Source organism: Flavonifractor sp. An52 (assembly GCF_002159385.1).
Classification (GTDB): domain Bacteria; phylum Bacillota; class Clostridia; order Oscillospirales; family Oscillospiraceae; genus Flavonifractor; species Flavonifractor avicola.
In genome coordinates, this window is the sequence record NZ_NFIB01000004.1 from 1 (window position 1) to 19,236 (window position 19,236).

Annotated in this window: 11 protein-coding genes; 10 read left to right on the forward strand and 1 reads right to left on the reverse strand. The window is 57.7% G+C overall.

The window, feature by feature from the left end:
* Positions 1-526 precede the first annotated feature (526 nt).
* The 8 genes from B5G06_RS02140 (at position 527) to B5G06_RS02170 (ending at position 15,997) form a co-directional block, all read left to right on the forward strand.
* A complete protein-coding gene (locus B5G06_RS02140) occupies positions 527-3,115 on the forward strand; it encodes a vWA domain-containing protein (protein WP_087187469.1) in 2,589 nt (862 codons plus the stop codon).
* 72 nt (positions 3,116-3,187) lie between these two features.
* A complete protein-coding gene (locus tag B5G06_RS02145; protein WP_087187470.1) occupies positions 3,188-6,739 on the forward strand; it encodes a tubulin-like doman-containing protein in 3,552 nt (1,183 codons plus the stop codon).
* A 55-nt stretch (positions 6,740-6,794) separates the two neighbouring features.
* A complete protein-coding gene (locus B5G06_RS02150) occupies positions 6,795-8,780 on the forward strand; it encodes a hypothetical protein (protein ID WP_087187471.1) in 1,986 nt (661 codons plus the stop codon).
* Positions 8,773-13,281 carry a hypothetical protein gene (locus tag B5G06_RS02155; protein ID WP_087187472.1) on the forward strand — a complete coding sequence of 1,503 codons (4,509 nt, stop codon included), beginning with the start codon at positions 8,773-8,775 and terminating at the stop codon, positions 13,279-13,281. The genes B5G06_RS02150 and B5G06_RS02155 overlap by 8 nt, the downstream gene beginning before the upstream one ends.
* A gap of 148 nt (positions 13,282-13,429) precedes the next feature.
* Positions 13,430-13,921, forward strand: coding sequence for a hypothetical protein (locus tag B5G06_RS02160; RefSeq protein ID WP_087187473.1), 492 nt, complete (start codon positions 13,430-13,432; stop codon positions 13,919-13,921).
* Positions 13,922-13,936: 15 nt separating this feature from the next.
* The gene (locus tag B5G06_RS02165; RefSeq protein ID WP_242955311.1) at positions 13,937-15,130 is read left to right on the forward strand and encodes a transglutaminase-like domain-containing protein; all 1,194 of its coding nucleotides are present in this window, start codon (positions 13,937-13,939) and stop codon (positions 15,128-15,130) included.
* 18 nt (positions 15,131-15,148) lie between these two features.
* Complete coding sequence (locus B5G06_RS14505) at positions 15,149-15,283, forward strand: hypothetical protein (protein WP_255396434.1); 135 nt, start codon at positions 15,149-15,151, stop codon at positions 15,281-15,283.
* 123 nt (positions 15,284-15,406) lie between these two features.
* Positions 15,407-15,997: a TetR/AcrR family transcriptional regulator gene (locus B5G06_RS02170; RefSeq protein WP_087187474.1), complete on the forward strand. Its 591-nt coding sequence runs from the start codon at positions 15,407-15,409 to the stop codon at positions 15,995-15,997.
* Between the two features lie 56 nt (positions 15,998-16,053).
* Here the strand turns inward: B5G06_RS02170 and B5G06_RS02175 are convergent, their stop codons facing one another.
* The gene (locus tag B5G06_RS02175; protein WP_158094652.1) at positions 16,054-16,653 is read right to left on the reverse strand and encodes a TetR/AcrR family transcriptional regulator; all 600 of its coding nucleotides are present in this window, start codon (positions 16,651-16,653) and stop codon (positions 16,054-16,056) included.
* A 158-nt stretch (positions 16,654-16,811) separates the two neighbouring features.
* Here B5G06_RS02175 and dpaL point away from each other — a divergent pair, with 158 nt between their 5' ends.
* Positions 16,812-18,026 carry a diaminopropionate ammonia-lyase gene (gene dpaL, locus B5G06_RS02180; RefSeq protein WP_204220727.1) on the forward strand — a complete coding sequence of 405 codons (1,215 nt, stop codon included), beginning with the start codon at positions 16,812-16,814 and terminating at the stop codon, positions 18,024-18,026.
* A gap of 175 nt (positions 18,027-18,201) precedes the next feature.
* On the forward strand, positions 18,202-19,236 hold the full coding sequence (locus B5G06_RS02185) for an ornithine carbamoyltransferase (RefSeq protein ID WP_087187477.1): 1,035 nt from the start codon (positions 18,202-18,204) through the stop codon (positions 19,234-19,236).

The following is a 19,236-nucleotide window of genomic DNA, read 5'->3' on the forward strand; positions in this document are numbered from 1 at the left end:
ATCGGCCAGCTTCAGCACATCGGCTTTATATTCCGCGTCGTATTTCTGTCCCATCTGCTACACCCTTTCTGTGTTTTATTATATCACCTTGGGTGTGCGGTTTTAGTGTATCACTCCATGATGCCTCCGACGATTTCCCGCCGCACCGTACTGCCCCGGGCCGTGATCTGAAACCTTCTGTCCATTTGTTCCTCCCCCTCATCACACAATGCTCCGCAGGAAAGGCAGGCCCTCTCCGCCTGCCTTTTCCACACACTTTCTTATCATACACCAGCCGTTCCTCTGCTACAACCCTTAATGCTCCGCTCATACTCCGACCAGAAGCTAGCCAACCACTGTCGCCGATGCTGTCCGCCATTTTACTTAAATTTTGTATGCACGATTTAGCTAGTTCCTTGACACATCATGATTCCAAGAGATATAATTATTGTCGAATTTTGGGTTTTCATGCGGAATTTTGGAGAGAAATGCAAAACCCTTTGCTATGTGTGTGATATAGGGCTGAACATAAGAGGAGGACACGTCCATGGGGAAAACTGCGCGCTTTTATCCCAAAGCCTGGGTCCAACGAATCTTATCCGGGCTGCTGGCAATGATTCTGCTGCTTTCTGCCGCAGTGGGAACGGCAGGAGCGTCCGGCTCGGCCAAAAACTCCGTCTCCCGCGCCATCGCCATTGTATTTGACAACTCCGGCTCCATGTACATGAGCGGAAACAAGGCCTGGTGCCGGGCCACCTATGCCATCGAAGTTTTTGCCTCCATGATGAATCAGGGGGATACGCTCCAGGTGTTCCCCATGTATGAGGTCACCGCCAACGGGAAGAGCTACACCAGCCAGTCCCCGGTAACGGTATCCGGCGGCAGCGATATCTCCGCCATCCGGGATATGTACACCCCCCACGCGGGAGATACCCCTATCGAGACCATCGGAGACGCCTATCAGGCACTGCAGCGCAGCACCGCCGATGAAAAGTGGCTCATTGTGCTCACCGACGGCGCGGAGTTCTATGAAAATGGCGCCGGTCTGGGGTCCGCCACCTCCGCCCGGCTGTCCGAAGTGCTCACCGAGTACAATAAATCGGCCAATGTGCTCTATTTGGGAATTGATTCCGTCGCAGTTATGCCCACAGTGACCAGCAACGGTCAGTATCAGTATTACGCGGACAAGGCCGCCAACAGTGCCGACGTACTGAGCAAGCTGACCAATATGTGCAACATGATCTTTGGCCGGGACAAGCTGACCGCCTCCGGCAATCAGATCAGCTTTGATGTATCCATGAACAAGCTCATTCTGTTCGTTCAGGGGAGCAACATCAGCGGCGTGACTTTAAAGGATGCCTCCGGGGCATCGGTAGGCAGCCCCAGCCTGGAATACAGCCCCCGCTACAGCGAGAAGGGCGCCGGCAGCGGTATCGGCTCCGGCTCCTTCGGCATCGACAAAAGCCTGAGCGGTTATATCGCCATCTATGACACGCCTCTGGAGGCCGGAACCTATTCTTTGAGTTACTCCGGCGACGTAAGCAACGTCAGCGTATACTACGAGCCCGATGTGGATCTGGTGGCCCAGCTCACCGATGAGAGCGGCGCGGTCATCACCTCTTCCTCCGAGCTCTACCCCGGCACTTATTACATCAACTACGGTCTGGTGGACAAAACCGGCAACATGACCACCTCTGCCCTTCTGGGTACCACCAGCTACGAGGTAACCTACACCATCAACGGCAAGGAGCAGACCGTTACCAGCGATAAGAGTGGCCAGGTGGCTCTGGAGCTGAAAGAGGGGGATGTACTGGACGGAAAGATCCACGTCTCTTACCTCAGCGGCTACTCCATTACCAAAGACAGCAGCCAGCTGGGCTGGCCCTCCGGCGGCTTTCAGGTCACCCCCCGCCCCGCCGGTTCTCTGGAACTCAAGGTATCCGGCAGGCAGGACAGCTATGCGCTCTCCACTCTGGAGGATTCTCCCTGCCAGGTGCAGGTCTACTATGAGGGCTCCCAGCTCACCGGCGAGGCTCTGGAGCAGGTGAAATTCAACGCCGCGCTGGAAGGCGGCAACGCCGGGTACGAGCTGATCCGGGATGGCGACAACTGCGCTCTCTATCTGCGCTATGCCGGTTCGGCTGAGGCCACCAACTGCGGTGATTATCACATGACGTTGTCCGCCAGCTATACCGATGAATTCGGCGTCACGGCCCAGAGCAATGAGGCCGCCTGGGACTTCACCCTGGAAGATGACAGCTATCAGCTGGCCATGGAATTTGAAGGTCCCGGCTATTTTGTCATCTCCGGTCTGGAGGACAGCGCCCCCATTCTGGTGAAGCTGTCCCTCAGCGGGCAGCCCATGACAGACGAGCAGCTGGCTGCCACCACCCTCATCGTGGAGGCAGACGGGCTGACCGTAACCCAGGAACCCCTGCCGGGAGAGTCGGCCTATGCCCTGCATATTGCAGGAGATGAACACGCCGTCTCCGGCAAGTACGGTCTCCGCGTCCGCGCCGTTACCAACGACCAGATCGGCCGGGAGATCTCGGCAGAGGGCACCAAGCAGGTGGAGCTGAGCACTTATCCCCTGTGGCTTCGCTACCTGATCATCGCCCTGATCATTCTGCTGATCATCGCCCTGATCCTCTTCTACCTCAGCCGCAAGATCCTGCCCAAGAAAATCACCGTCAACAGCGCCCAAACCGTATTCACCGTAGACGGCGAAATGGTTCAGGGCGCAGCCAAATGCAACTACTCCGGCGGCGGAAAAAAGCGGGGCTCCATTCAGGTATCCACCCCCGCCTACTCCGGCTCACCGCTGGTAAAGGGCGGCTTTGCCCTTCAGCTGCAGGCCGTCACCCCCCGGCGGGTCAAGTCCAACCGCCGCCGGGCCCTGGTCACAACCATCTCCCCTTCCAATACCGCCGCCCTTACCTCCCTTTCCATCGGCACCCATACTCTGGTCAAGTCGGAGGAAGGCAACGAGATCATCTGGGTGCTGGACGGCAAGCAGATCCCCAGCCCATCGGCTGCCACAAACTTCGAGATCGGCGGCAAACCTACCTGCACCTTCATCGGTGAGACCATCACCGGCGAATCCTTTACCCTGTCGGTCCAGCTCCAGTTTAAATGAGCACCCATCTCATCGTAAAACATCCATTCCAGCAGCGAGGAGTATGATACCAGATCATCAGGAGGGAATGACATGAGCAAAGAGATCATCAAGGAAAACGTCGTAGCTGCGCCCACCTTGTTTATCGGTGTTGGCGGCACCGGCTGCAACATCGTCAAGCGGGTGGCCGAGATGTGCCGCCCCGGCGAGAAGGAAAACATCAATTTTGTCTGTCTGGACACCAACGTCAACGACCTGTCCGACATTGCCAAAAGCAGCGCCCACATCTATTATGTTCAGACCTCCAACACCCAGACCGTGGGTGACTACCTGGACTACGATCAGGACGCTCTGAAAAACTGGTTCCCCAAGAACGCCGTCATGTACGACAAGACGGTTTCCGAGGGCGCCGGTCAGGTGCGTGCCATCTCCCGTCTGGCCCTCAACGCCACCATCAAGACCGGCAAGCTGAAACCGCTGTATGACGCCATTGACGACCTGTTCCGCAAGGACGGCAAGGCCCTCAAGCAGGCCATGCGTATTGTCATTGCCTCCACCGCCTCCGGCGGCACCGGCTCGGGCATCATCCTGCCGCTGTCCATGATCGTCCGGGATTATGTTAACACCAAATATCCCAACACCTCGCTGATCGTGCGCTCGGTGATCCTGCTGCCCGAGACCCTGGACAGCGTCATCGACTCCACCGCCGAGCGGGAGAGCCAGCGCCGCAACGCCTACGCCACCATCAAGGAGATCAACGCCTTCATGATGAAGGGCTCCGGCTTTATGGACGTGGGCGACAGCGATCTCAGCCGCTATAAGGATCTGCACATTGATTTTGCCAATCCCGGCACCAATGAGCTCAAGCGCCTGTCCCTGCTGCCCTTCGACTTCTGCTTCCTGATGGACGGCCAGAACGCCGAGGATACCACCATGGCAAACCTGGAGCAATATAAGGCCCAGGCCGCCCAGGCCCTCTATGAGCAGAATATCGGCCCCATGCAGGCCAACGCCTTTTCCGTGGAGGACAACATCATCAAGGAGATGTCCAACCCCGGCAATCTGGGCCGCAACCGCTTCGGCGGCATCGGCGCCGGCGTGATCCGCTATCCCTATGAGGATATCGCCGACTACATTGCCTACGGCTGGGCCATGGACAGCATCGGCGGCGAAGGCGACGTGGCCAAGTGGTCCAAGTACGACCACGCCTATGATGTGGCCAAGCAGGACGCCATCAAGAAGGGCCTGTCCCAGAGCGAGATTCCCACCCGCGGCGAGGTATATACCGGCAAGCTGCGTACCGCCACCGACAATTTCTCCAAGGATCTGAACGCCCGTTTCCTCAGCGATGCGGACAAGCGGATCAAAAACTTCTTTAAGGCCGTGGATGAGGAGATGATCGCCTCCCTGTCCACCGACTCCGCCATCCGGGCCACCCGGGACGCCGCCAATGCCCTGGCCACCGAGATCGACTATGAAGACGAAAATAACCGGGGCCACGCGGTGGAGAACAAGGACAAACTGCGCAACTATGAGGCCATGCTGCGCTCCCGGGCCAAGAAGGTGGCCGCCAACGCCGCCGAGGCCCTGTTCATGAACGAGAACAAGACCATCAACGAAAAGCGTCCCTGCACTCTGGAGTTCCTGCTGAAGAACGCCTTCGGCGAGGTGTGTCACCCCAACGCCGCCCGCTATATGCTCTACCAGGCCAAGATTGAGATGGACAAGCGGGTGCGCACCACCACCTCCACCCTGCACAATGTGATCCTGCCCCGGCTGGAGCTGTACGCCCCCGACGCCTACGACACCGGTATGTTCGATCACGAAAAGACCAAGCGGGTGGAGGCCAACCTGGACGATCTGTGCTCGGCGGAGCAGGACCCCGACAAACGCAAGGCCATCCCCCTGTTCTCCGGCGGAGACAACAAGTTCTATGAGAAACTCAACGAGCTCTTCCCCGACTATCACAAGCACATCCGGGAATTCGGCGAGTGCACCGCCAAGCTGGAGGCCTATACCTTCGGTTCGGAGTACCTGGACGACCTGTGCAAGATGTATGAGAGCTTCTTCTTCTCCTTTGGCGATAAGGTGCAGGCCCTGGAGCGCCGGCAGGACGATATGGTGGACGCTCTGAAGTTCCGCAAGGGCGACTCCACCTACAATGTCTGCGCCACCCGTGACCTGCTCAATGAGCTGGTCCGCTCCACCGCCCACCAGAGCGAGGAGGGCTCCATGCTGGAGTCCGAGCTCAATGCCCAGATCTTCGACGCTGTCAAGTCCAACGTGTCCTTTGATCGGGAGATCCGCAACGCTGACATCGTGGAGAACGACCGGAGCATCGATATCTTTGACGATATCCTGCTGGGCTACTTCAAGAAGGATGTACGCCGCCGGTGCGACGCCATCGACGTCAACATCATCGAGGCCATCGCTCTGGAGAACCGGCTTCTGTCCCGCCTGAAAATGCGTGAGGAGATGCAGGACAGCAGCAAGAAACTCATCGACAAGGTAACCAACGAGGACAACGTCCGCCATATCTGCGAGGTCATCGCCATGGGCGAGCGTCTGGCAGCCCCCAGCATCCAGCGTCTGCGCAACGAGGAGGCCCGCGAGGTCAAACTCAGCGCCTACAACAAGTCCCTGCTGGATATGCGGGCCTACCGCATCACCGACCTGCTGCCCAAGGGCTCGGCGGTGGACACCATCTCCCGCTATGAGCTGCACTTCTTCAACGCCCTGTACAACCTGACCCCCGATAAGCTGAGCAAGTTCTCCTGCTACAGCGAGTCGGAGACCGGCGTGAAGAACGCGGGACTGTACCACAACGCCTATGTGACCTATTCCCGGAATATCGGCCCCGACTCCACCAAGAACTCCCTCATCTCCACCCACATCGACAAGCGTTGGGACTCCCTGTCCGCCATGCCCGAGCTGGACTTTGGCTTCCAGGAGCGGCAGATGATGAAGATCCACCAGGCGCTGATCTATGGTCTGATCCACAAAGTCATCACCTATCGCTTCATCTCCACCGCCGCCGGCGGCAAGAAGGTTTACAAGTACGAAAACTCCGACGAGCGCTATGTGGATATGATCGTCTCCAACGGCACCCTGTGCGATGAGTTCTACGAGATCCTGGACTCTCTGTACATCAGCCCCGCTGTGGTGGAGGATATGGAGAAGATCAAGGAGAAGAAGCGGGCCCGGGACAAGGTGCGCAACTCCAACTACGCCGGCACCACCTTTGCCAAGGACCTGGCGGAGTTCCATCTGGACATTCTCCACGATGGGGAGACCAGCCTCTTTGAGATCCCCATCGCCTACTACAACTCCCTGCCCAGCAGCCTGCGCTTTGTCAATGAGATCTCCGGCTTGGTCAATGCGGTCATCCAGACCTTCAAGGACGAGCTGGCTCAGTGGGAGAACCCCAACGACGCCAAGTTCCTGCTCTGCGACCTGCTGAAGAAGCAGTTCATGCTCATGGTAAACAACTTTGAGCAGTATGAGACCCTGAACCGGGGCGGCAAGGTGTCGGAGAATCCGGTGATCGACATCATCTACCGCCGGGTGCGGGCCAGCTTCTCCACCGCTCCCGAGCCCGACGACTATGAGCAGGCTCTGGAAGAAATGAGAGCCCGCCTCCGTTGACAGCTTTTGCGTGACACCGACTGAACAAAAGCTTGGTAAACGGAGGTGAGAGGATTTGTTCACAGTCGTGATCGCGGAACAGGAGCACATCGACAACATCAAAAAGTGCCGTGTATTCCTCCAGCCGTTTATCGACGAGACGCGTCTGTCGCTCTGTCCCTGGTTTCCGGAAGAGACCACGCTGGCCGACTCCGTTCCCAAACTGGCCCAGTGTGTGGCCGGACATCAGGAGTGGCGCGCCGTTGTGGTGTGTGACGAGCAGGGGTTGGACCATAAAAACCCCTTTGATATCGTTCCCTTCCAGATGCCCCCCTACGACCCCGGCGGGCCGGAGGAGGACGCGCCGCAGCACACCTATCTGGATCGGCTCCGTCAGGCCAAATTCCAGGCCTTTGAACAGGCCGCCCGGCAGCCGCTGACCCGTCTTATGACCCACCTGTGCGAAAGTCCCCTGGTGACCCGGGGAAAAAACAACGCCTCCGACGACCCTGAATTTGCCGAGTATCTCGCCGAGAGCATCCGCAAGCAGGAACTGCGCCAGCAGATCATCGGAGAGGAAAAGCTGAATTTTTCCCGGCCACAGGAAGTAATCTGTATCGCAAAACGCACCTACTGTCCTCAGGAAAGCGATATCACCACCGCCTGGACGCCCAACGAGGACATCCAGTATTCCAGGTTCTACGACTGGAACCTGTACTTTGACAAAATGCGCTACCTGTTCTTTGACATTCTGCCCAAGGAGCACCGGGATTACGGGTTTGAGTATATCAAGTTCCTGTATGTCCTGCTGATCTTCTCCTGCAATGAGACCCCCTCCGGTGCCCTCAAGCCCAATCGGGTCTTTCGCCTGGGCTGTGAAAACAACGAACAGGCCCTTCGGATGCTGCTGGCTCAGTACGATGCCAAGCTGGCCAACACCAGCGATCTGCTGACCCAGCACATCCAGCAGATCCAGTCCACGGAAAAGGCCCGGCTCAGTGACCGGGACGCCAAGCAGATCTTCTGCGCCAACATCAACGTGCCGGTGCTGTTCTCCCAGGAGATCGACCGCACCGACCTCTATTCCAAGCCAGAGGAGCTGGGCCTGGCCACCGACTGTCCGGAGGACGAGGACAGCAAATGGACCGGCACCTATATGACCTCCCGGCGCACCCTGCAGCGGCTGCTCAAGCAGCCCCGGCGTGCCCTGAAGAGCGCGGTGACCGACCTGCGCAGGCTCAACCAGGTGGATCTGGACCGGGCCTGGAACCTGAATGAATTTCAGGTGGAAGATGTTCAGGAATACACCCACGAAGAGGAACTGAACATGGTGACCACCGACACCCCAGATTTTTTCCACATGGACAAATATGAGGGGGAGATGGAGGAACACAGCAAGGCCATCCACCGCAAGATCGAGACCCGTATGACCAAGGGAACCACCGTTGCGCTGGGTCTGACTGTGCTGGTGCTTTATCTGCTGGGCTTTCTGCCCCTGCTGCTGTCCAATTTCTCTGAGGATGAGAGCCGCTTCTGGACCCTCATCCTCATGGGCGGCGCCGCCGCTGCCCTGGTGGTGGTGGGTGTGATCTGCCTGTTCTGCCTGCGGAGCGCACTCCGGAAGCGTTTTCGGGACTACAACGATCTGATGGGCCGGATCTCTATGGATCTGGACCACTCCACGGCCCAGTACTCCCACTATCTCAGCCACGCCTGCAACATGATGCGGGGCTTTCAGGTCCTGAATTTCCGCAACCAAAGCGGCGATCCGGACAGTCAGAAGGTCCGTGTCCTGAAAAAGCACATGACGGACATCCGGCGGATCCGGGAGGAGCTGCGGGAAGTGTTCGGCGTATACGTGGACAGCTGGACCGTCGGCGAGGCGGAGCAGGTGGGCGCATATACCTATGACTTTACCCGGACGGTGGATTTCTCCTATCCCGTGCCCTACACCGAGGGTATGCGCCGTCAGATCGAGTTCCTCCAGCCCGGCAGCACCATCCAGGTGCCTGTGGACTTTATCAATCGCATCACCATCAGAAGGGAGGAGCTGTATGATTGAGACTATCATCCGGCTGGCATGGCTTCTGTTGGCACTGCTTCCCTTCCTTCTGCTGGCCCTTCTGAATAAAAAGGCCAACCTGAAACGGGCTGTCCGGGACCGGCAGTTCCCCATGCCGGTAGTGACATTGGTATATTGCGTCCTGCTTATCATCTTCCTGGGGTGGATCGACGAATGGATCCTCAGGCTGATCGAACTGCTGGCTGGACTCCTGACCAGTGCCGGCACGGAGCTTACCCAGGCCATGGACGGCGCCTTAAGTTGGCTGGGTGAGTTTCTGCAAAACATGGGTGCGGCTCTGTCCAACCTGCTGGAAACGGTGGACCCCGCCTATATCCTGCTCTTTGTGGGCAACACCCTAATCCTGTTGGTCCACATCCTGCTGAAACGGATTCTGATCTCCATCTTCCAAGTGGTCTTCAAATCCGGCGGTAGTCTCCACGACCTGTGCGCGGAGCTCTTCTACGAGCAGGACGAGGAGAGTTCCTTCTGGTATGTCCGCAGCCACTTCGGCCAGGCCCGCACCTATCTGAAAACCATGTACTATGCCGCCATGACCCTGTCCGCCGCACTGGTGCTCTTCTCCTGCGAGCTCTATCGCAACGACCTGCTCTCTGTCCCCTTCTATCCCGTGTTCGGCCTGCTCATTGTGGGCGAGATCTACTTCTTCGCGGATGGACTGGACCGCCAGGAGCTGACCAGCTATCTCACCGGCGAGGCGGACCACGCCAACAGCGTTACCAACTATGTCCTGCTCCGGAAGGTGCTCTCCAAGCTGTTTGGAGACAAGCTGGGGGCGGAAAATACCACGGTGGACTCCGGTCTGCTGGCAGCCCGGACCAACGACGCCCTGCTCCAGCAGCTGGAGCAGAGCGACGACCCCAAGGTGGAGGCCTACGGCCGCTTTATGCGGAAGAAGGTGCACAGCGGCCTTCAGCTGGACCACAACTACCTGGCCTCCGGTCTGGAGCTGCTGCAGGAGCGCAGTATCCTGTTCAACAACCCCTTCTACTACGATCTTATCCCCTATGTGTTCTACCCCATGAACCGGGTCATGCTCCGCCGCAAGAAGGTACTCATTATTTTGGGCCGCCACTCTGTGGAGGATGACATCATCGCCTGGTGCCAGGAAGGTTTGGCCTCCATCTCCAACATTCCGGGTATGTGGAACATCGGCGCGCTCTCCGACGCCCCCCAGGCGCTGGATGTGGGCATCATCAGCCGCTCCAGCGTCCACGACCTGGCCCTCCATGAGGCCAACGACGCCTTCTTCCAGGACGTGGAGTTCGTGGTGGTGGTGGAACCCTCCAAGCTGGTGACCACTGCCCAGATCGGTCTGAACTCCATCATGCGCCGCTGCCGCCAGGACGGAAAGCAGATCACCTTCTGCTCCACCGATAAAAACTGCGACGGCCTGGTGGATGCCCTGTCCCATATCCTGCTGTCCAGCTTCACCGAGGTGTCCGCCACAGAGCACCACAAGGGGGTCTCCTCCTATATGTGCTGGGACGGAGACGGCGACCACTTGCAGCACCGCCTGCTGCCCAACCTCTCCCGCTATCTGGGCGTAGGCACCGAGCTGTCCTTCGCCGCGCTGAAAAACCAGGTGCCTGTAACCGAGTGGTATGGCGGCGACAGCTTCCCGGTGGTGGATATCCACTGGATCGCCAAGCAGTACTACTATGATCTGCTGCACTATGCGGAGCTGCCCACCTCCCAGGAGGCCATGGACGAATACTTCCAGACCACCCCCAACCTGTGGAATGCCCGGATCCGGGAGAACCACTTCCTCACCGTAGAGGATGAGGGGAACAATATGTTCGAGATGAAGCGGCTCTTCTCCACCCGGGCCCGCAACCAGGGCTTTGTCAACATCATCTCGCCGGAGTATTTGCTCAAGGACTATATGCTGGAGAATGACGGCATTTTCAACGCTGACCCCAAGGCCATCCCCTATATAGTGGCCGACTATGCCTCCACCCAGCGCAATATCATCCTGCGGCTCTGCCTGCGGATGAGCACCGGGCCGGTCAAAGAGGCGGACATCCAGCAGGAGCTGATACTGGGAGACATGGACCAAGGAGAACTGCCCGGCAGCCTGTGGCATAACATCTGCCTGTACTGCGGCAGCCGCGGTATCAGCCGCACTGACAAAGCTGGCAACGAATGTCTGGTCTTCTCCCACGGAGAGGCTGAAACCGTCTTTGGGATCGATACCCTGCAGGTCAAAAAGAAATACTCCCTGGAGCAGGGCCGGATGGAATTGCTGTACTCCATCACAGATCCCAAGTTTATCTCCATCGTGCTGGGCGATCTCCGCAACGCCGGCTACATCGCCGAGGACGAAAAGGGCGAGAAGCACTACCTGGGCGCGGAGCTGCGGGGCCATGTGTTCCAAAAGTACCTGCCCGGCCAGTTCTTCACCTTCGGCGGTAAGTATTATGAAATGCTCCGGGTCACCAGCGCCGGTCAGGTGCTGGTACGCCGCGCCGCCGACCACATCACTGGCCGTCCCGCTTACCGCCAGATCCGGAATTACTACCTCTCCAACGTGGTGGATTCCGAGGCCATGGGCGACCAGATGGACATCGCCGGGATGCACATCGTCCGGCAGTACGCCGACATTCGGGTGGAGACCCCGGCCTACTGGAAGCTGGATCAATACAACAACTTCGCCGGGGGAAGCGTGGTCTCTATCAACGGCGTGCCCAACCGGGTCTATCAGGCCAAGCAGCTGCTGCGGATTACCCTGCCGGACCGGGATGGTATGCTGACCAAGGAGATCTGCGGCACAGTGGCGCTCCTCTTCAACGAGATCTTCCGCACCCTCTTCGCGGAAAATCAGCCCTACATCGCTGCAGTCATGCCCGGTGAAGCTGCCGCTCCCACCACCTACAGCCTGCAGGGTGAAAACGGGACGGAGCTGGAGGACGGGTGCATCTACATCATTGAGGACAGTCAGCTGGACCTGGGCCTTCTGGTCACGGTACAGCGCAGCCTCAACCGTATCTTCTCCATACTCTGCGATTATCTGGACTGGCACATGGAGGCAATGGATCTAAGCATGAATCCCCCTCCCGCTCAGGAGCCCCCCGACTTTACTGCGCCTCCCGCCGAGGAAGAGCCTCAGCCGAAAAAGGGCTTCTTCAGACGGCTGTTACAGAAGATCGGCAACTTCTTCCGGAAGCTGTTCCGCCGCAAGCCCAAGGAAAACACCATGCCTCCTCTCATGAGCACCGCTCCGGGAGGTTTGGGTACCGAAGCCCCACCTTCCGACGATACCTCTGTGACAAAACAGCCAGAACCCACCTCTCCCCTTCCGGAGGAGCCGTTTGCTGAGCAACCTGTCGAGGCGGGAGCCGCTGTTCCTGATGCTGCCATCGAGGAGCGCTCCGACGAAGTGGTTTCCGACCAGGATGTTCCTGCCGCTGAACCGGAATCCACCTCTCCCCTCCCGGAGGAACCGTCTGCTGAGCAACCTGCCGAGGCGGAAGCCGCTGTTCCTGATGCTGGCGACAAGGTTTCCGATCAGGATGTTCCTGCCGAGGAAATTGCCGAAGATGCTGACCCGGCTCCCATCCAGGAGAATCCGGCTCCGATTGAGCAGGACACCCTCCACTTTGAGCCGGAACAGGTACAGGCCGGCGGCGGAAGCCCCATTTCCCGCAAGCCCTACCACCTGCGCTGCTACCTGCTCTACGGCGGTACCCAGGTGCCGGAACAGATCGACGTACAGGGTACCAGAGATTATCTGGAGGCCCTGGGCTTCGGCAACAGCGAGCTCAAGCAGGCCCGGGCAGGCCGGGACACCGCCGAACGGATCGGCCAGGATATCCTGCGGGACGGCAGCCGCTGCTGCGACTTCTGCGGCGTAGAGCTGACCGGAACCGAGTATGAGATCCTCTCGGACGGTCGGGACCGCTGTATTACCTGTAGCCGAACGGCAGTCAAAACCGAGGAAGAATTCCGGGCCATCTACCAAACCGTGGTGCAAAACCTGGAGATCTTCTACGGCGCTAAGATCTCGGCGTCGGTCCGGGTGGAGATGGTCAACGCGCAAAAGCTCCATCGGCGGCTGGGCAAGCGCTTTGTTCCCACCGGAAAGAGCGACGGCAGAGTGCTGGGCGTAGCCATCCGGGACAAAAAGGGCTATACCATACTGGTGGAAAACGGCGCGCCCCGGATGCAGTCCACCATGACCATCGCCCATGAGCTGATCCACATTTGGCAATACCTCAACTGGGACAGCAAAGCCATCCTGAAACTGTACGGCAAAGCCCAAGAAATCGAGATCTATGAGGGCATGGCAAAATGGGGCGAGATCCAATATGCCTACCTCATCGGCGAACGGGCTCTGGGCAAGCGTGAGGAGCTGCTCACCCGTATGCGGGATGACGAGTATGGCCGCGGCTTCAACAAATATCTGGCCCGGTATCCGCTCTCCACCGACGTGCAGCTGCCCGGTCAAACTCCTTTCACCGACAAGCAAAAGCCCCTTTAAGGTAGTGAAAACACACCCCCTGTACGGCAATTTGCTGTACAGGGGGTGTGTTTCTTTATCGTTGTAAAGCGCTGTTTTTCCTGCTATAATGGCTTTGCCCACATCAATCAGAATGATGCCGCCAGCTGGCAGATTTGGAGGATGCGCTATGAAAAAAATGACCTGTGGCCTCTCCGCTCTTCTCCTTTGTCTGGGCCTTCTCTCCGGCTGTACCTCTCAGCCTGAGGCTTCCAAACAGGATACCATTCCCTTTGAGGACGGACAGTACTATGCCGTGGCCTACCTGGGATATCAGCAAATCGATGATCTGGACTACTATGTGGAGCATTATCTGGATCATGACAGCCTGCCTGTTCACTATCTCTCCGCCGGAGACTGCTATCTGGTGATCCCCAGATATACGGGTATGGAGCTGTCCCTGTACCGCAACGATCTGGAGACCTCCCAACCCATTCTGATCTACCAGGACCCGGATTGCCAGCCCTTTATCCTCCAGTGCAACGCCAGCGATATCTTCGCCGACGCAACCATCCGTCTGACCTACGAGGACGAGACGGCAGAGTTTTCCCCCTTCATCTCTTTGAAGGACGGCTCTGTAGACATTGGAACGCAGGGACTGGATATCACCAAAGATTCATAAATGGAGGCCTGCCATATGACCAAAAACGACTCTTTTCTGCACCTGAACGATCCGCTGCCGGCAGACATCGCCCGCCGGAAGGAGATGGGCGACCTGGCAGGCGCCATCCGGCTCATCGACCAGCGTTTGGCCAGCCATACCCAGCCTCTGCTGACTCCCCGCCTGGAGGCGGAGCGGCTGCGGCTGACCCGTCTGCCTGGCGACTACCCCTACTCCCGTGCTGAGGCCCTGGCTATGATCCGCGCAGAGTGGCCCCAGTGCACGGAGGAACAGTTTGACACTCTGGTGGACCACGGGCGCATTGACTGGCGCATGATCGACGGAGAATTGCGGTGTCAGGAGCGGTTCCTGGAGTCCCTTCGTATATACCCCAAAGAAGCCCCCGGTCTCATACAGGAGCCCCAGGATCACTCCGCCCGGGACGCCGTGTTGGCCAGGATGGAGGCTGAGGGTGCCCTTGCTGCCCGCATCACGCTGCGGGCCACCATCCGCTCCCTGGCGCCGGTAACCGGGCAAGAGGTTCAGGCCTGGCTGCCCATCCCCGCCGCCTGTCCCCAGCAGAGCCAGATTCAGATTCTGGACCACACACCCGGCGGCATAGCCGCTCCGGAATGTGCCCCTCAGCGCACCATGTGGTGGCGGACACAGGGGGTGGATACATTCTCCATAACTTACCGCTATCTCATTCGGGCCCAGTATACCGACCCCATGACACTGCCGCTGGACCCTGTTCAGCCCACCTTCGATCTGGAGGAGCAAGCTCCCCACATCGTCTTTACCCCCTACCTGCGGGCACTGGCAAAAGACATCTGCCGGGGGTGCTCCACACCGGCAGAAAAAGCCGGGGCTATCTATGACTATGTAACCGGCCAAGTGGACTACCGCTACCAACCCGCCTACCTCCAACTAGACTGTATCGCCGACCAATGCGCCAAGACCCTGCGGGGAGACTGCGGCGTATTTGCCCTGCTCTTTATCACCCTGTGCCGTATCTCGGGCATCCCCGCCCGGTGGCAGAGCGGCCTGGCCGTCCGGCCCGACAGTGTTGGCCCCCACGACTGGGCCATGTTCTATCTGGCCCCACACGGCTGGCTGTGGGCAGACTGCTCCTTTGGCTCCTCGGCCCGGCGCAACGGAGAGACCGAGCGCCGCCGGCACTACTTCGGCAGCCTGGACCCCTGGCGTATGGTGGCAAACAGCGCCTTCTAGGCGTCTCTGACGCCGCCCGTGCAGGATTGGCGGCAGGACCCCTATGACAATCAGGTAGGCGAAGTGATGGTGGGCGGCCGGGGACTGGATGCCTCGGAGCGGGAGACCAGCCAGGAGCTTCTGGAGTTTGAGCTGCTGCCCGGAGAAACCTGATAGGCATCCTACTGTCGGAGGACTCATCCGACCTTCCGGGCCATTGTAACCAGGGCCCCGCTCCTTGACAGGCTTCACCTAAAACGATAAAATGATAAAAAAAGGAACTAAGGCGTGGGAAAGATGAAGGTTACACCACAGGAAAAAACCATATTGGACGCGGCCCTGGAGGTCGTAGCAAGGGAAACCATCAGCCGAACCAGGATGCACCTGATCGCTGAAGAAGCTAGGATGTCCCAGTCCAATCTGCACTATCACTTTAAAACAAAAGATGCACTGATGAAGGCACTCTTCTGCATGATTCAGGATACGTTTACAGAGCGTCGCAAGCAGGATGCTGTGGATCCGGACACACCCGTTGAAAGTCAGATCGCGCATTTCTTCCAGGAGCCCAGACGCCTGTTGGACGAAGACTGGCGCTATGAAACGGTACAGATCGATTTCTGGCTGTATGCTCATACAGAGCCGGAGATGCAGGAGTTGTTTGACGAGAGTTATGAGGGCTGGCGGGAACAGGCCATCCGCCTGATCGCGCAGGCTTATCCCGAAATTCCCGCCGAAACCCAGCGCGCACTGGGCTATATTATGGTATCCATGTTCGTAGGCGCCGTCATGCAGATTATGAATCGTGCCGACTTTGATTTGGATCGCTATTTTGAGGTATGCACAAAATTGATCCTTCTGGAGCTAAACAAGCTGCATCAAGCAGGTTGATTGGTTCCTACACAGAAAGCGCCCCCGGAAAGAGATTCTTTCCGGGGGCGCTTTTATCATGCCTGTACAGTTGATGGAGCGGTGTGAAGGTATTCCATGAGCATATCGCAGCAGAGGGACGCATACAGGTCCAAATCTACTGTCAGCTTGGAATTCAGCACCTGAAGGGACTCTCCCATCATCATGGAAACCATGATATGAGCCAGAAGGGCGGCCGTTTCTGCTTCTACTGCAGGATCATACAGACGAATGGTTTCTGCAATATGCTTTCTCCAGATCTCATAAGACTGATAGAACTCCTCGTTGATCTCAGGATCCACCCGTCCCATGCACCAATAGTCAAACTGTGTTCTGTCATATTGAGGTTCTTCCTCAATAATCTGCTTTTTCTGCTCAAAGAAACCAGCCAACTTATCTGCCAGGGTATTGGAGTGTTGGTTGAGTACCGTCTCTCGCTTTTCTGAAAAGTTTTTCTGGATATAACGCAGCAGGGCCAGCAGCAAGTCCCGTTTTGTCTTGAAATAGTAGTGGAGATTGGACTGCACCACTCCGGCTTCCTCTGCGATCAAACGCATACGGGTCCCGTTGAGTGTTTCCCTGTCTACCACCTCAAACGCCGCAGCCAGGATCGTTTCTTCCATAGGATTATATTCCATGATCGGCATCCTCTTTTCTGCCATCCATTTCGTATCATCAGTATATCAAACCGGTCGTAAAAAATCAAACCCATTAAACTGACTGATTAGTCGATTCATTCTCTGGGATGTGATATATTTGCCATACACCGGCACAAAGCCGTCAGAAATGGAGGATCATTATGGAAGTCATCAAGTGGAGCGCCAACAAAATGCCCAAAAGCGGGGACCAGCAGCTGAGCGTCATGGCTCTGGATGAGGTGCAGCGGGCCCGCAGATTTCACCAGAGTTTTCCCCAATACGCTGTTATCCCTCTTGCCAGGCTTTCCCGTATGGCCGGACAGCTGGGGCTGAAGGATGTGTTTGTTAAGGATGAGTCCTACCGGTTTGGTCTGAATGCCTTTAAAGTCCTGGGCGGTTCTTTTGCCATGGCCCGGTACATCGCCAAAGAACTTGGTAAATCTGTAGACGAGATGAGCTATGATTACCTGACCAGCAACCAGCTCAAGCAAGAATTTGGACAGGCCACCTTCTTTACCGCCACAGACGGCAACCATGGCCGCGGTGTGGCGTGGGCTGCCAACCGCCTGGGACAAAAGGCCGTTGTCCATATGCCCAAGGGCAGCAGCAAGTCCCGCTTTGACAACATTGCCCGGGAAGGTGCCAAGGTCACCATTGAGGAGGTCAACTATGATGAATGTGTGCGTATTGCCGCCGCCGAGGCTGCGGAAACCCAGCGCGGCGTCGTAGTGCAGGACACCGCCTGGGATGGCTACGAAGAAATCCCTGCCTGGATCATGCAGGGCTACGGAACCATGGCTATGGAGGCCGCCGAGCAGCTCAAGTCCCTTGGCGCCGCCCGTCCCACCCACATTTTTGCGCAGGCGGGGGTAGGCTCCCTGGCTGGTGCAGTGGTAGGCTTCTTCCACAATCTCTTTCCCGAAAATTCCCCAAAAACCATCATCATGGAAGCCCAGGCTGCCGACTGCCTCTACCGGGGTGCCGTGGCAGGTGACGGACAGCTGCGTACCGTGGACGGCGATCTGCAAACCATTATGGCGGGCCTGGCCTGCGGAGAACCCAATACAATTTCCTGGGACATTCTGCGCAATCACGCTTCCTTCTTTGTCTCCTGCCCGGACTGGGTGGCTGCCAAAGGTATGAGAATGCTGTCCGCCCCCTGCAAAGGCGATCCCCAGGTGGTTTCCGGAGAAAGCGGCGCAGTGGGAATGGGCCTGCTGGCCACTTTGATGGAGAACGCGGAGTACCGCGAGTTGCGGGAGGCGATCGGCCTTGATGAAACCTCCAGCGTACTTCTCTTTTCTACCGAGGGCGACACTGATCCCCATCGTTATCGCGATATCGTATGGAACGGGGCCGATATCTCCGTCTGAATGTCTAAATTTCTTTTGATTTTTTGTCCAGAATAGAAGATTGACACAAAAAGAGCTTTGTCATATAATGAGCGCAGAAAATCTGACTGACTAATCAAACTAATGCGAGCCACAGGCTCGTTTTAAATGGCCTCAAATTTGATCTATCAGTCAGTCTAAAACGGAGGGAAATATTATGGTAACTTCTATGGGCGGCAAGCACCTGATCACTCTGCAGGAATGGACCAACGAAGAAATCGATACCTGCCTGGACACAGCTTATGATCTGAAACTGAAATTCGCTCGGAAGATTCCCCACGCAAGCCTGCGGGACGAGACCGTATTTATGATGTTCTTTGACGAGTCCACCCGTACCCGTAACTCCACCGAGGCCGGCGCCACCCAGCTGGGCGCCCACGCCCACTTCCTGGATGCCAGCAAGATGCAGATCCAGCACGGCGATTCCGCCAAGGATACGGCGATGATCCTCTCCAGCTACGGTCACGCCATTGTCTGCCGTCACTGCGGCTGGGGCGTGGGCAACGCCTACATCCGTGAGATGGCCAAGTATTCCAGAGTGCCCGTTCTGAATCTCCAGTGCGACCTGTACCACCCCATGCAGGGTCTGGCCGACCTGATGACCATTCAGGAGCATTTTGACCGCACCAAAACCCAGGGCCTGAAGGTCTCCATCATCTGGTGCTACGCCACCGCCCACAAAAAGCCCATCTCTGTGCCCGTCACCCAGGCGCTGCTCTTCCCCCGCTACGGGATGGAGGTCACCCTGGCCTATCCCGAGGGCTACGAGCTGCCCGACTGGGTGATCGCTCAGGCGGAGGAGAACGCCCGGAAGAACGGCGGCACCATCCGCATCACCCACAACATCCGTGAGGCCTTTGAGGGGGCCGATGTGGTGATCCCCAAGAACTGGGGCAGCTGGTACGCCGACAGCAAGAAGGTTCCCACCGATGAGAAGCGCGCGGGCAACACCACCCTGACCCAGGAGGAGCTGGAGCGTCTGGCAAAGAATAAGTCCTGGAAGTGCACCCAGGAGCTGATGGATCTCACTTCTGAGAACAGCATCTATATGCACGCGCTGCCCGCCGACCGGGTCAACGAGGTAGAGGACTCCGTCATTGACGGTCCTCACTCCATCATCTATCAGGAGGCCGAAAACAGACTGCATACAGTCAAGGCTGTTATGGATCTGACCATGGGTGGCAGACGCTGA

Coding starts and splice junctions, on each gene's coding strand:
- B5G06_RS02155 (WP_087187472.1), top strand. CDS start 8,773: ATGATTGAGACTATCATCCGGCTGGCATGGCTTCTGTTGGCACTGCTT.
- B5G06_RS02170 (WP_087187474.1), top strand. CDS start 15,407: ATGAAGGTTACACCACAGGAAAAAACCATATTGGACGCGGCCCTGGAG.
- B5G06_RS02175 (WP_158094652.1), bottom strand. CDS start 16,653: ATGGAATATAATCCTATGGAAGAAACGATCCTGGCTGCGGCGTTTGAG.
- B5G06_RS02185 (WP_087187477.1), top strand. CDS start 18,202: ATGGTAACTTCTATGGGCGGCAAGCACCTGATCACTCTGCAGGAATGG.
- B5G06_RS02140 (WP_087187469.1), top strand. CDS start 527: ATGGGGAAAACTGCGCGCTTTTATCCCAAAGCCTGGGTCCAACGAATC.
- B5G06_RS02165 (WP_242955311.1), top strand. CDS start 13,937: ATGACCAAAAACGACTCTTTTCTGCACCTGAACGATCCGCTGCCGGCA.
- B5G06_RS02160 (WP_087187473.1), top strand. CDS start 13,430: ATGAAAAAAATGACCTGTGGCCTCTCCGCTCTTCTCCTTTGTCTGGGC.
- B5G06_RS02145 (WP_087187470.1), top strand. CDS start 3,188: ATGAGCAAAGAGATCATCAAGGAAAACGTCGTAGCTGCGCCCACCTTG.